12 protein-coding genes are annotated in these 13,442 nt (G+C 74.8%); 4 read left to right on the forward strand and 8 right to left on the reverse strand.

Annotated features, from left to right (window positions below):
* Positions 1-10 precede the first annotated feature (10 nt).
* The gene (locus AB0G52_RS21000; protein ID WP_361337789.1) at positions 11-1,228 is read right to left on the reverse strand and encodes a PLP-dependent aminotransferase family protein; all 1,218 of its coding nucleotides are present in this window, start codon (positions 1,226-1,228) and stop codon (positions 11-13) included.
* 263 nt (positions 1,229-1,491) lie between these two features.
* On the opposite strand from AB0G52_RS21000, the gene AB0G52_RS21005 reads away from it, so the two are divergent.
* Complete coding sequence (locus AB0G52_RS21005; protein ID WP_132890417.1) at positions 1,492-1,746, forward strand: hypothetical protein; 255 nt, start codon at positions 1,492-1,494, stop codon at positions 1,744-1,746.
* A gap of 159 nt (positions 1,747-1,905) precedes the next feature.
* On the opposite strand, the gene AB0G52_RS21010 is transcribed toward AB0G52_RS21005, so the two are convergent.
* From AB0G52_RS21010 to AB0G52_RS21020, 3 genes are all read right to left on the reverse strand, one after another.
* Positions 1,906-2,808 (reverse strand): SAM-dependent methyltransferase, encoded by a 903-nt coding sequence (locus AB0G52_RS21010; protein WP_132890418.1) that lies wholly within the window; start codon positions 2,806-2,808, stop codon positions 1,906-1,908.
* A 122-nt stretch (positions 2,809-2,930) separates the two neighbouring features.
* Positions 2,931-3,923: a porphobilinogen synthase gene (hemB, locus tag AB0G52_RS21015; RefSeq protein ID WP_132890419.1), complete on the reverse strand. Its 993-nt coding sequence runs from the start codon at positions 3,921-3,923 to the stop codon at positions 2,931-2,933.
* A gap of 72 nt (positions 3,924-3,995) precedes the next feature.
* Complete coding sequence (locus AB0G52_RS21020; RefSeq protein ID WP_132890420.1) at positions 3,996-4,361, reverse strand: hypothetical protein; 366 nt, start codon at positions 4,359-4,361, stop codon at positions 3,996-3,998.
* Between the two features lie 163 nt (positions 4,362-4,524).
* Here AB0G52_RS21020 and AB0G52_RS21025 point away from each other — a divergent pair, with 163 nt between their 5' ends.
* From AB0G52_RS21025 to AB0G52_RS21035, 3 genes are read left to right on the forward strand one after another with little or no spacing between them, the layout of a single operon-like run.
* Complete coding sequence (locus AB0G52_RS21025) at positions 4,525-4,887, forward strand: hypothetical protein (RefSeq protein ID WP_361337792.1); 363 nt, start codon at positions 4,525-4,527, stop codon at positions 4,885-4,887.
* Complete coding sequence (locus AB0G52_RS21030) at positions 4,884-5,678, forward strand: hypothetical protein (protein WP_361337794.1); 795 nt, start codon at positions 4,884-4,886, stop codon at positions 5,676-5,678. Before AB0G52_RS21025 ends, AB0G52_RS21030 begins: the two co-directional genes overlap by 4 nt.
* Before the next feature lie 39 nt (positions 5,679-5,717).
* Positions 5,718-6,089 (forward strand): roadblock/LC7 domain-containing protein, encoded by a 372-nt coding sequence (locus AB0G52_RS21035; protein WP_132890423.1) that lies wholly within the window; start codon positions 5,718-5,720, stop codon positions 6,087-6,089.
* Positions 6,090-6,151: 62 nt separating this feature from the next.
* On the opposite strand, the gene AB0G52_RS21040 is transcribed toward AB0G52_RS21035, so the two are convergent.
* The 4 genes from AB0G52_RS21040 to AB0G52_RS21055 all read right to left on the reverse strand — a co-directional run bounded on the left by AB0G52_RS21040 (position 6,152) and on the right by AB0G52_RS21055 (position 13,139).
* Complete coding sequence (locus AB0G52_RS21040; protein ID WP_132890424.1) at positions 6,152-6,511, reverse strand: hypothetical protein; 360 nt, start codon at positions 6,509-6,511, stop codon at positions 6,152-6,154.
* Between the two features lie 95 nt (positions 6,512-6,606).
* Positions 6,607-7,503 carry a glycine betaine ABC transporter substrate-binding protein gene (locus AB0G52_RS21045; protein WP_361337796.1) on the reverse strand — a complete coding sequence of 299 codons (897 nt, stop codon included), beginning with the start codon at positions 7,501-7,503 and terminating at the stop codon, positions 6,607-6,609.
* A gap of 77 nt (positions 7,504-7,580) precedes the next feature.
* Entirely contained in the window at positions 7,581-8,222 is a 642-nt protein-coding gene (locus AB0G52_RS21050) for a hypothetical protein (protein ID WP_132890426.1), read from the reverse strand.
* 477 nt (positions 8,223-8,699) lie between these two features.
* Positions 8,700-13,139, reverse strand: coding sequence for a hypothetical protein (locus AB0G52_RS21055; protein WP_361337798.1), 4,440 nt, complete (start codon positions 13,137-13,139; stop codon positions 8,700-8,702).
* Positions 13,140-13,442: the final 303 nt, after the last annotated feature.

Raw genomic sequence — 13,442 nt, forward strand, 5'->3', positions numbered from 1 at the left:
CGTGGTGGTCTCACCGGGCTTTCTCGAGCGCCTGGGCCAGTCTGCGCAGGCCCTCACCGATCTCCTGCGGTGTCTGCGTCACGAAGCACAGGCGCAGGGTGGCGCGGTCGGGGTCGGCGGCGTAGAAGGGTTCGCCGGGGACGTAGGCCACGTGGTGGTCCACCGCCCGGCGGAGCAGCGCGGTGGTGTCGTACGGCTCCGGGAGCCGGGCCCAGAGGAACATGCCGCCCTTTGGCCGGTTCCAGACGGAGCCCGCCGGGAGGGCGTCGGCGAGGCCGGCGAGCATGGCGTCCCGGCGTTCGCCGTACACCGCGCGGACCTTGGCGACGTGACCGTCCAGGACGTCGAGGTAGCGGGCGGCGGCCAGCTGGTTGACCGTCGGGGTGTGCAGGTCGGCCGCCTGTTTGGCGACCGCGCAGGCGCGGCGCAGGGCGTCGGGGGCGCGCAGCCAGCCGAGGCGCAGGCCGGGGGCCATGACCTTGGAGAAGGAGCCGAGCAGGACCGTGCGGTCCGCGGCGGCGGGCAGGGACGCGATCCAGGGGACGTGCTCGCCGTCGTAGCGCAGGTCGCCGTAGGGGTCGTCCTCGACGATCCACAGGCCGTGCCGGGCGGCGGTCTCGGCGAGGTCGGCGCGGCGGGCGGCGGGCATGGTGCGGCCGGTGGGGTTCTGGAAGGTCGGGACGAGGTAGAGGAGTTTGGGGCGTTCGGTGCGGATCAGTTCGGCCAGGGCGGTGGGGTCGACGCCGTCGGCGTCGCAGGGGACGGGCAGGACGCGTGCCCCGGCCAGTCCGAACACCTGGAGTGCCGCCAGGTAGCAGGGGCTTTCGACCAGGACCGTGTCCCCGGGGTCGACGAGCGCGGTCGCCAGCAGGGAGAGGGCCTGCTGGGAGCCGGTGGTGATCAGCAGGTCGTCGGCGTCGGTGGGCAGGCCCCGGGTGCCGAGACGGGCGGCCAGTGCGGCGCGCAGGGTGGGCTCGCCCTCCGTGGTGGAGTACTGCAACGCCCGCTCCGGGGTCTCCTCCAGGACCGCTCGGAAGACGGCCGCTATGCCCTCCCGGTCGAACAGTTCCGGGGCGGGCAGGCCCCCCGCGAAGTTGATGACCTCGGGGCGTGCGGTCACCGCCAGGATGTCCCGCACGGGCGAACCGCCGACACTGCGGCTGCGGGCCGCGAGCGGGGGCAGCGCGGCGGGGGCGGTCGCGGGGGCGGGGGCGGGCGTGACGGTCATGGGCGGCTCCTTGGCTGGTCCTCGTCTTGATCCTCGTCCTGGCGGGAGCGTAGAGAGGTACGTGCCGTCTACACCTGTGATTCCGCGATGCGGACGTCCCGTACCGGCGTCCCAGACGCCGGGAACGTGGCAGGTCAGCGCGGTGGGCCGGGTACGGGCGTCCCGAATCGCCCGCTAAGTCTGGTGATGCGGGCGGGCCGCGCCACAGGCTGAGGATGCTTCGTGACCGTCGACCACGCCGAGAACGTCAAGGGAGCCCTCGCATGTCCGCCACGCACTCCGCCCCGGCCCGCGGCCGCCGCCGTCTCCTCGCGGCGGCCGTCCTGGCGCTGGTCACCGCGAGCGCCCTCACCGGTTGCCGCGACGGACAGGGAGTACGCGACGAAGGCCCGTCCGCCGCCTCCCTCAGCCGGCCCGACAGCCCGACGCCCTCCGCCCCCGCCGACACCGGAACCCGGCGGCCCGCGGACACCGACATCCACTGGGCCACCGACACCGAACCCCACCCACACCCGTAGCCCGGCCGACCCGCAGCCCGGCCATATCCGGGTTCCGCAGCCCCGCGACACGAGCCCGGCGGCCCGCCAACCCCCGAGCCCGGCCGTACCCGTAACCCGGCGGCCCACCGCACCAGGCACCCGGCGCCCGCCGTACCCGTGGCCTCGCCGCCGGTGGTCTCAGCGCTTGGTGCCGACGCCCGCGTAGACGTTGATGTCGGCGTCGGTGACGTCGTTGATGTCGGCGTAGCGGACCTTCTCGATGTCGTCGAGGGTGGCCAGGTAGGCGGGCTCCGGCTGGTCGGGGACGGGGGCCGCGTCGTCGGCGTGCCAGTGGTGGACGGGGACCACGCCGGGGGCGGCGAGCTCCAGGCCGTTCTCCGTGAAGAAGCGCTCGACCTCGGCCCGGGAGCGCAGCACGAAGGTGAAGCCGCGTTCCGTGTAGGTCCGCTGGACCGCGCGGATGTTCTCCGGGTTGAGGTCCTCGGTAAGGTGGCTGAGCACCAGCCGGCTGCCGGACGGCAGGGCGTCCAGGAGCCGGGACACGATCGGGTAGGCCTCCTCGTCCGCCACGAAGTGCAGGATCGCGACCAGGCACAGGGCGATCGGCTGGTCGAAGTCCAGCGTCTTCGCGGCCTGTTCGAGGATCTCCGCCGGGTTCTTGAAGTCGGCGTCGATGTAGTCGGTGCGGCCCTCGGGCCCGCTGGTGAGCAGGGCGCGGGCGTGGGCGAGGACGACCGGGTCGTTGTCGACGTAGACGACCCGGGAGTCGGGGATGATCCGCTGGGCGATCTGGTGGACGTTCTCGGCGGTGGGCAGACCGGTGCCGACGTCGAGGAACTGGCGGATGCCGTCCTGGGCGACGAGCCTGGTCACCGCACGGCGCAGGAAGTCGCGGTTGTGCCGGACGTCGAGGTAGCCGCGCGGGTTGGCGGCGAGCGCGGCGGCCGCGGCGGCCCGGTCGACGGGGTAGTTGTCCTTGCCGCCGAGGAAGACGTCGTACACCCGGGCCGGGTGCGCCCTGGTGTTGTCGATCCTCCTCCGCAGCTCGGCGGGGTCCTGGTCGAGGGCGTCACCGGACATGGCTGTCTCCTGGGCGGTCGGCGCGGAGGAACGGCAGAGGTCTTGCTCGAACGATCAACGATCGCTCGTCAACAACCTAACTCCGAAAGCGACTTGATCGTGCCCGCCCAGGAGAAGCCAGCTCAGCGCAGCAGCCGCGCGGCCTCCACCGCCCAGTAGGTGAGGATGTTCTGCGCACCGGCCCGCCTGATGCCCGTCAGGGTCTCCAGGATGGCCCGCTCGCGGTCGATCCAGCCCTTCTCGGCGGCGGCCTCGACCATCGAGTACTCGCCGGAGATCTGGTAGGCGGCCACCGGCACGTCCACGGAGTCGGCGACCCGCGCGAGGATGTCCAGGTAGGGGCCGGCCGGCTTGACCATCACCATGTCGGCGCCCTCCTCCAGGTCCAGGGCCAGCTCCCGCAGCGACTCACGCACGTTGGCGGGGTCCTGCTGGTAGGTCTTGCGGTCGCCCTTCAACGAGGAGCCGACGGCCTCGCGGAACGGGCCGTAGAAGGCGGAGGCGTACTTCGCGGTGTAGGCGAGGATCGCGACGTCCTCGCGGCCGATCTGGTCGAGCGCGTCGCGGACGACGCCGATCTGCCCGTCCATCATCCCGCTGGGCCCGACGACATGGGCGCCCGCGTCGGCCTGCACCTGGGCCATCTCGGCGTACCGCTCCAGGGTGGCGTCGTTGTCGACGCGGCCCTCGGCGTCGAGGACACCGCAGTGCCCGTGGTCGGTGGTCTCGTCGAGGCACAGGTCGGACATCACGAGCAGGTCGTCCCCGACCTCGGCCCGCACGTCCCGCAGCGCGACCTGGAGGATCCCGTCCGGATCGGTGCCGGGCGTGCCGAGGGCGTCCTTCTTGCCCTCCTCCGGCACGCCGAACAGCATGATCCCGGAGATCCCCGCCTCGACCGCCTCCGCGGCCGCCTTCTTCAGGGTGTCCCGGGTGTGCTGGACGACCCCGGGCATGGCGGCGATCGGCACGGGCTCGCTCACACCCTCCCGGACGAACGCCGGGAGGATGAAGTCCGCCGGGTGCAGCCGGGTCTCGGCGACCATGCGCCGCATGACGGGGCTGGTCCGCAGCCGCCGGGGACGCGAACCGGGAAAAGAGCCGTACTTCGTCATGCCCTCTACGCTACGCCCGCACCACACGCGCCTTTGCCGACGCCCCGTCGGCGTCCCCGGCGGCCGGGCGGCTCAGATCTCCAGCTCGGACTCGAGCTTCTTGAGGCTGTGCCGGGCCAGGGCGAGGTTGCTGCGGCCGCGGTCCAGGGCGAGGTAGAGGAAGAGCGAGCCGCCGGCCTTCGGCAGCGGGCGGATCAGGTGGTACTGGCTGCTGAGCGTGATCAGGATGTCCTCGATCTCGTCGTCCAGGCCGATGGACTTCAGGGTGCGCTTCTTGGACCGGACGACCTCGGTGTTCCCGGCCGCCGCCAGCTCCAGGTCCAGGTGCGGACCGCCGCCCAGCGCCCCGAGGGACATGCCGCTTTCGTAGTCGACGAGGGCGACCCCGAGGGCGCCGTCGATGCTCATGGCTTCCTTGAGCGTTGTCTCGATGTTCACGCTGGTGCCCTCGATCTTCCGTACGTGGGTCGCCTCGGACGCAACAGGTCCGGACCAGGTTGCTTCCCGACCTTTTCCAGTCCGAATAAGCATCATCTTTGGCCGGTGTTGCAAGAGTTGGCAATAAAGTACTGTGCGAAGCGAGCGTCAGGAGGGGGAACTCATGGCTTCGCTCGACTCCGTCCTGCACGACGTCGCGGGGACGCCCGGCGTGGCCGCGGTCGCCCTCCTGGACGGCGTCACCGGCCTCGCCTACGCCGGGCACGGCACGGAAGGCGACCCGCCGGTCGCCCAGGACGCCCAGGTCACCGCCCACTTGGCGACCACCCGCCTCAACGCGGCGGGAGCGGTCGGCGAGTTGGAGAGCATCGTCGTCACCACCGCCACCCAGCACCACGTGACCACCGTGGTCGAACGCCAGGGCGGCGATCCGCTCCTGCTGTTCGCCCTGGTGGACCGGGACCGTACGAACATCACCTGGGTGCTGCGCGACCTGGCCGAGCGCACGGGCCGGCTGCTCGCATGACCCAGGAGACGGCCCCGGCCCGCAACGTCCCCGCGCTCCTGACCGCCCTGCACACGCGGAAGGATTCCGCCACCGTGCTGGTCGCGGGCAACCCCGGCGGGGTCATCCACGTCCGCGACGGCCTGGTCGTGGCCATGGAGACGCCGGCCGCCCCGGGCGTCGAGGTCCTCCTCCTCAAGTCCCGCCGGATCGCCGAGGAGGACTGGGCGGCCCTCCGGGCCACCGGCACCGACCCCGCCCACCTGGCCAGCGAACTGGTCGCCCGGGGACTCCTCGGCGCCGCGGAACTGGAGATCACCGGGCAGGCCGCCCTCTTCGACGCGGCCTTCGCGCTGGCACTGACCCGGCCCGAGGGCTGGGAGGCGGCCGAGCCCCGCCCCCACCTCGACACGGGCACGGCGGTACCGCCCGCGCGCATGGTCAGCGAGACGTCCCGCCGCATCCGGCTGCTCGCCAACGAACGCGGCGCCACCGCCCGCTTCGCCCGCGACCGCCTGGCACCGGCCCCGGCCGCCGGCGACCCGGCGCGCATCGCCCGCCTCTCCCCCCGCCACCGGGCCGTCCTGACCGCAGCCGACGGCCGGCGCACCCCACGGGACATCGCGTTCACCCTCGGCCGCGGCCTGTTCGCGGTCATGCTGGACCTCCGCGACCTCCTCGCCCTCGGCCTCCTCCAGCCCCTGGCGGCCACCGCCGCCGGCCGGCCCAGCACGGCCCCGCGCACCCCACCCCACGCTCCGGCGGCAGCGGCCCGGCCGTCGGCGGCCCCGCTCCCCCGCCGCAAGCGCTAGTTCGGGGCAACGGCCCACGCACCACAGGAAGAAGCGATCATGAACGACCCCGTGCAGGACATCCTCGTCTCGTTGCGCGACCGGGTGATGGGCGTGTCCGAGACCGTGCTGGCCACCGTCGACGGCCTGGTGGTGGCCAGCGACGCCGACAAGACGCATCCCGAGTCCATGGCCGCGGTGGCCGCGGCCGCCCTCTCCCTCGGGCACCGCCTGGCCGACCAGGGCCACACCGGCGCGCTGCGCCAGGTCACGGCCCGGTGCGGCGCGGGCCACGTCGTCGTCACCGCGGTCGGCAACCGGGCCCTGCTCGCGGTGGTCACGGACGAGGGCCTGGACGGCCTCGCCTTCGACCGCGAGATCCCCACGACGGTCGCTGACCTGAAGAAGGTCCTCGACGACGACCCGGCCTGACACGTGTCGGCTCAGGGCCCGGTGGGTGCGCCGGGCCCTGAGCGTTCGGTGGTCGGTCGTGCCTACGACTGGTGGAACGTCCAGGTGCTGCCGTCGTGGCCCTTCGGCACGTACACCTGGTGCCAGGACCAGCCGGCCGGCGGGCGGACGTAGTGGAACTCGACGGACCGGTCGGTCTGCCACCAGTAGTCCGCGGCCGTGCTGCAGCCGTTGGCCGGGACGTCCCAGAACCGGGAGCCGACCCAGTCGCCGTGGTCGTTGTAGCCGACGAGGTAGAACCGCAGGGCCGCGCCGTTGTCGTTGCAGACCCTGAGCTGGACGTAGGCGTTGGCGGCGGCGGCCGTCACGGGCGTCGCGAGGACCCCGGCGGCGGAGGCCACGGCGAGCGCGGCGACGGTGAGCTTTCGGCGGAGGGTACCCATGTCGTTCGTGCCTTTCCGGACAGGACGGAAGTCGGGGGGTCGGGGAGGGAACGGGAGAAGAGGGGACGGGAACGGGAACGGGGAGCGGCGGGGCGTCAGTCGGCCAGGCCGTTGGACCGCAGCCACGTTCTCGCCGTCCGCTCCGGCGAGGCGCCCGCTTCCACGGACGCGGCCAGCGCCGACAGCCGGGCCGTCGTCAGGCGGGAGTCGAGACGGGCCAGGGCCTTGCGTGCGGACAGGCCCGCGTACGGAGCGCCGATGAGCGGGAAGACGTGCTCAGGGGGCAGGGTGTTCGCCGGATCGGTCAGTACGACCAGGCCGTCCCCGGTGATCGCGGGGTCGGTGGCGCGCAGGACCAGGACGTCGGCGGTGGCCGCGGTACCGGTCTCGGTGAGCCGGACGCCGTAGGCCTTCTCCAGTGCGGCGGCCGAGGGGGCGTCGGGGTCGTGGGCGGCGGGACCGCCGAGGGTGCGGCGGGCGCCGGCCCCGCCCAGGTCGGCGAGGCTGCGCAGGCCGTACCGGTGGGCGGTGGCCCGGGTGACGGCGAGGACGACGCCGTTGTCCGCCTCGACGGGCGGGAGGGCGACGACGCCCGGGGGCAGGGCCGTGCTCAGGGCCGCCGCCATGGTGCTGCCGGGGACGGTCCGGCCCCCGGGCAGGGCGCGCAGCGTCGTGCTCTCGTACGCGGGGGCGAGGCCGAGCCGGCCCGCCACCACCGCCCGCGCGGTGTCGGCGGGCGAGGCGTAACGGGTGCTCGCCCTGCGCACCCGTACCCCCGCGTCGACGAGGAGCTCTCCGTACAGGGCCGCCACCACCCGGCTCTCTGCCGAGCCGTCGGTGCCGATCACCGTCGGGCCCTCGCCGTCGGCGTAGGCGGTCCGGCCGTCCGCGTCGGCCGCGCCGCCACAGCCCGCCAGGAGCAGCAGCAGCGAGCACAGGGCGGCTGCGGCGGCCCGCGGACGACGGCGCCGGACCGGCTCGTGTGGCTTCACGCAATGACCTCTCGCTTGGCGCGGGCGACCCGGCACGGCTCACGGCCCATGCGGGGCCGCCCGCTGTCCGGTGGGGTTCAGCAGTGCGCGGCGCGCTCGCCGGCGGTCATCTTGGCGTCCTTGAAGTTGACGTAACCGGCCTTGGGGTTGTCGTTGTTGAACCCGGTCGACACGTAGTCGTTGACGTACCAGATGTAGTGGCCGTAGTAGCGGCTGCCGAAGTGGATCTCGTACCAGCCGGTGGCCTTCTGCTTGGCGGTGCCGCGCTCGATCCAGCCCTTGTAGCCGGCCGGGATGTTGACGGTGTCGCTCTCGGTGTCGGTGTGCGAGGTGGTCCAGTCGTGGCGGTAACTGGTCTCGACGGAGACCTCGTAGACCTCCCAGAACTTCGCGCTCGCCGTGATCGACACCCCGACCGAGTTGGTGGAGGCGGTCGTGTCGGACCAGTCGATGCGGTGCTGGTTGGTCTGGCTGGCGCAGTTGTACGCCGTGGAGCCGACCTGGTGGTTCGGGCCGGTGTACGTCGAGTAGCTCTGCGGGTGGAACTCGCACAGGTCGGCCCAGCTGCAGGCGTCGAGGAGCTGCTTCGTGGTGGGCGAGTCGGCGGCGTACGACTGCGGGGCCGCCATGAGGGAGGCGCCGAGGGCGAGGGCGGCGACGGCGCCGCCGCTGCGGGCGAGGCGGCGGGAGGGGGAGGTGGTGCGGAGCGGGAATCGCATCGGGTACTCCAGTGGGTGCCGGCTTCCCCCTGCGGGGAGAACCGCGGCTGACACGGTCGGGGAACTGCACGTGCGTGTCTTTCTCTGGCCGGCCCTCGGGGTGGGAGGGCCGGCCCGACGACCGCTCCGCCGCCGTACCGGGGGGAGGCCACCGGCGGCGGAGCGGGCCGTTCGGGAACCACTCTGGGAGCGCCGGAATTGTTGATCAACCCAGGTCAGAGGGGTAAACAACGAGACCGAGGACCCTACCGCCGGGTACGCCAGGCAGCCACGCCGAGGACAGCCACCACTCGCCCGGCACCCACTCGGCCGGTGTCCGCTCGGCCGGCTCACCCGCCCGGCAGCCACTCGGCCGGTCACAGCGACCGGCCGCCGCCGCCCGGACGTACCGCGCAGCCGCGCCACAGATGCACGCCCCGCCGGTCGAGGACCCGGCGACCGCCGCCCCGGGCCGCGGTGCCAGAACCCTCCGGGGGGTCAGTCGTTGCTCGGCCGGTGGCCGTCGGGGTGGTCGGTGTCCGTTGGGCCGCCGCGCGGGCCGTGGGCGGCAGGCCGGTCGTCGCGCCGGTGCCCGCTCCGGTGTCCATGGGGTCCGTGCTCGCGTTTCTGGCCGGTCGCCGTCCTGTGGGGGGTCGGGTGCCGGCGGCCCGGACCGTGTGGCGATCGGGGGCGCGGGGAGGGCGTCCGGGCTGCGGCTGCGGGGGACGCGGTGGCCGCGGGGGGCGTCCGGGTCGGCTGGGCGAGCGTGGCGAGGGTGCCGGTGCCCGTGTCGTCCGGTTCGGGTCCCCCGCAGACCCGGCGGTAGGGCACGTCGGGGAGGTAGCGCCGCCACTGCGCGGCGGTCAGGGTCCCGCCGGCCCGTGCGCAGAGCCGGGCGGCGACCTGGGCGGGGCCGACGGCGTAGGCCTGGACGGGGACGTGCGGACCGGCGGCGTAGAGGTAGCCGTCGGGGCCGAACGCCAGGGAGTCGATCACGTCGCCGGGGGTGGTGGGGCTGCCGCCCAGAGGCCGGTCCAGGGCGAGGTCCCACAGGCGCAGGACGCCGTCTCCGTAGGCCACGGCGAGGGTGGTCGCGTCGCGGCTGAAGGCGAGGGCGCTGATCCGTGCGCAGCGGGCGCAGCCGGTGGTGTCGGGGGGTCCGGGGATCACCGCCACGGGTCCGTCGGCCCCGGCGGTGTCCGACACGGTGACCGTGCCGAAGGCCCCGCCCGTCGCGAGGAGCCTGCCGTCGCGGCTGAGCGCGAGGTCGTAGCTGCCGCGGCCCTCGGTGAGCGGCGTCCGGGGGTTCGGCCCGTCCGGCGGTACGGCGGTCCGGCCGGAGAACCCGGAGGACATGGCCGCCCGCACCGCCGCCTCGCCCACGTCCCGACCGGCCGCCCGGGTCCGGCGGGCGGTGTCCCACATCTGCGGGACGACCGTGCCGGCGGGCTCGACCCAGCCGACCAGCAGGTGCCGGCCCTTCGGGGTGAGGGCGATGGCGCGGGCCGTGGCGGCGGCGGGCCCGGTGACGTCGAAGGAGGTACCCGCGTGGCCACCGGGCAAGGTGTCCCGCACGGTGAACCGCGCGGTGGGAACGGCTCCGCCCGGCCCGACGCCAGCCGCGACACCGCCCGCCCCAGCGGTAGCCGCGGCCCCACCCGCCCCGGCAGTAGGCGCGACACCGCCCCGTCCGGCGCCAGGCGCGGCACCGCCCGCCCCGACGCCAGCTGCGCTCCCGCCCGCCCCGACGCCAGCCGCGGCACCGTCTGTCCCAGCGGTAGCCGCGGCCCCACCCGCCCCCACGCCAGCTGCGCTCCCGCCCGCCCCGGCGGTAGCCGCGGCCCCACCTGCCCCGGCGGTAGGCGCGGCCGTGCTCACCCCACTACTCGCCCCACCCTCACTCAGCCCACCACCCGCCGCTCCAGCACTGGCCCCACCAGCCGCCACCCCACCACTCGCCCCACCCGTACTCGCCCCACCCTCACTGGCCCCACCACTCGCCCCACCCGCCCCGGCGCCAGGCGCGGCCGTGCTCACCCCGCCACTCGCCCCGCCACTCGCTCCACCCTCGCTCGGCGCGACTCTCGCCGCCACGGTGGCCCCGTAGGCGATGGCCCGGCTGTCGGGGCTGAAGGCCAGCAGGACGTGGGAGGTGTCGAGGGAGCGGGTGGAGAAGGGGAGTACGGCGACCGTACGGCCGCTGCTCGTTCTCGCCAGGCGCAGCCGATACCCCGTCGCGGTCCGCTCCACGGCCGCCAGCAACCGGCCGTCCGGGCTGAGCAGTACGGCGTCGAGGGGCCGGGCCCGCCACGGGGTGGTCAGGGCGGTGGACAGGTCGAGGGTGTGCACGGTGCTGCCCGCCAGGTAGCGCAGGACCGAGCCGTTCACGTCCCAGGCGAGGTCGGTGATCGGGCCGCCGGGCACCGGCTGGCGCAGCACCGGCATCCCCGGCGCCGAGATCCGCCACACCGTCACCCCGTCCGGCCCGGCCGCCGCCAGCGAGGCCCCGTCCGCGGTGAGGGCGAGGTGCCGCAGGCCGGACCCGGTGAGGGCGGCGAGCCGGCGCCCGGTGGTGGTGTCCCAGACGCCCGCCCCCGTGTCGGAGGCGGCGGCGAGCCGGGTGCCGCCCGCCCCGAGGGCGACGGTCCCGGGCGAGCAGTCCGGTGTCCGCAGCCCCTGCCAGCCGCCGTGCCGGACCGTCCCCCGGACGGTGTCCCGCAGTTCCAGCGACCGGCCGGGGCGGCAGACGGCCACGAGGCGGTGGTCCGGCGAGGGCACCGGATACGCGTCGGCCGCCGCCGTCCGGAAGAGCGTGCTGCCGTCGTCCACCGCGCGCAGCCGCACCCCGGGGTCGGCCCCGGCTTCCCTGACGACGTAGCTGTGCCCGTCGGCCCCGAAGCCGAGGACCTCGCCGTCGGCCGGCGCGCGTCGGCCGGTGCCCTCGGGCAGCCGCCACGGGCGCCGCCCGCCGGGCCCGGCCAGCAGCACGGTGCGGCCCGTGGGGTCGGCGGCGGTCACCTGCGCGTCCGGCAGGGTCCCGGCCCCGGTGCGCCGGTGCCCGGTCACGTCCCACGTGGACCAGGAGCCCGCGCCCGCCACCAGCAGGGTGCGGCCGGAGTCGGCGAGGAAGGCCCCGCCGTTCTCGCCGGGCACCGGCCCGGTGAAGACGTCGTCCTCGGGTTCGGCGAGCGCGCTGAGCAGGGCGGCGCGGCTGACCGGGGAGGGGGCCAGCCGCCAGGCGGCGACGCTGAGCAGGGCGGCGGTGCGGGGGTCGGTGGACTGGGTCCGGCCGGCGAGGGCGGCGGCTTGGAGGGCCCCGGCGCGAAGGTGTTCGAGGTCGGCCGCGTTGCCGCGCTGCCAGGCCAGCTGCCCGGCGACGAGCAGGGCCGCCAGGACCACGCTGAGGGCCACGGCCAGCCCGCGTGTCCGGCTGCGGATCCGGCCCGCCGTCCAGCCGTCCATGCGGCGGGCGACCCGGGAGGCGCTGAGGAAGGCGCGTTCCCGTCCGGTGAGGTCGTGGTCGTTGACGCCGCGGCCGAACAGCACGTCGGCGACGGCGAGTTGGGCGCCGCGGTAGAGGTTGCCGGAGTCGTGGCGGCGTTCCTGCCAGAGCCGGGCGGCCTCGCTGAGGCGGCGATGCTCGGCGAGCCGTTCGCGGTGGGCGTCGATCCAGCCCTGCAGCCGCGGCCAGCGGGTGATCAGGGCCTCGTGGGCGAGTTCGACGCTGTCCTGGCCGAGGGTGACGAGCCGGGCGCGGGCGAGCCGCTGGAGGACCTCGGGCACCTCGGGGTCGGGCCACTCGCGCAGGTCCGCGCGGCTGACGGGGCGGCGGGTGTCGGCGGAGCCGGCGCCCGGCTCGATGAGTGCCAGCAGCAGCCGGCGGGCGGTGGCGGCCTGGGCGGGGGTCAGGCCGCCGTAGACCTCCTCGGCCGCCGCGGCGATCGCTCCGTGGATGCCGCCCGCGGCCTCGTACGCGGCCAGGGTCAGGACGCCGCTGCGCCGTCTTCGCCAGGTCTCCCGCAGGGCGTGCGACAGCATCGGCAGCGCACCGGGCTGGTCGGCGGCCTCCTCGACGACCCGGGCGGTGAGTTCGCGCTCCACCCGCAGTCCGGCCGCCGTGGCCGGCCGGACGACGGCTTCCTGGAGTTCGGTTCGGTTCATCGGGCGGACGGTCAGCGCCGTGGTGCGTAACGCCTCCGCGAGGCCGGCGTGCTCGGTGCACAGGCTGTGGAAGCTGCCGCCCACCGCGACGACCACGCGCAGCCGACCGGCGGGTTCCCGGGCGGCGAGCAGCCGGTCCACGAACCGCCAGCGGTCGGCCCGGTCCCGGCACCGGGTGAAGATCTCCTCGAACTGGTCCACCACCACGAACCGCTCCGGGCCGTCCGGCGGCGGGTCCAGGAGCCCGGCGTGGGTGGCCGCGGGCCGGGGCCCCGGCGTGATCAGCCGGAACTCCGCGCCACGGGACGCCAGCCGGGGCAGCAGGCCGGCTCGCAGCAGTGAGGACTTGCCGCTGCCCGAGGCGCCCACCAGCACCGCGAACCGGTGCTCCGCCACCAGCGCCAGGACGTCCTCGACCAGCCGTTCCCGGCCGAAGAAACGGTCCCGGTCGCCGTATTCGAACCGGGCAAGACCCTGGTACGGCGAGTCGCCGTCCCGCGCCGACGCAGGGCGCGCCTCCTCGGCCACGGCCTCCCAGCGGCGCTCCCACTCGTCCGGATCGGCCCCGCACGCCTGCGCGTAGGCGCGTACCACCGCCGCCGACGCCAGCCGTTCCCCGGACGCGGCCCGCGACAGGGCGGTCACCGACAGACCGGTGTGCTTGGCCATCGTCCGGTACGACGGCGAACCGGCCGCTCTGCGCAGTTCCCTCAGTTCGTTCGCGAAACGCGGTACGGGCCCGTCGGCGGGATCCACCGGTCGTTCGGGACGGCCCAAGGTTCCACCTCACGTCTGCGGCCAACTCCCCTGTTACCAAGGGGTTTTACCAGTGAGTAATCGTTTCAGCGCGGCATGGCGCCCGGTCGGGCAAGCGGTTTCCTTGCGAGTTAAAGTAGTGGGCCGCCAGGGCGACGGCAATTCACTTGAGAAAAGACGACCACCGGAATCACGGACGGGCGGGGGGGGCCCCGGCCGCCGGGCCCCCCCCCCCAAAGGGATGGGGCCAGGCCGAACCCGGCCGGGGCCCCGGGGGATTAAGGTGGCCACCCACCAGCGGGGGCCGGCCCCCCCCACCCCGCC

Origin of the sequence: Streptomyces sp. NPDC021562 (assembly GCF_040640875.1) — a bacterium.
Taxonomy (GTDB): Bacteria; Actinomycetota; Actinomycetes; order Streptomycetales; family Streptomycetaceae; genus Streptomyces.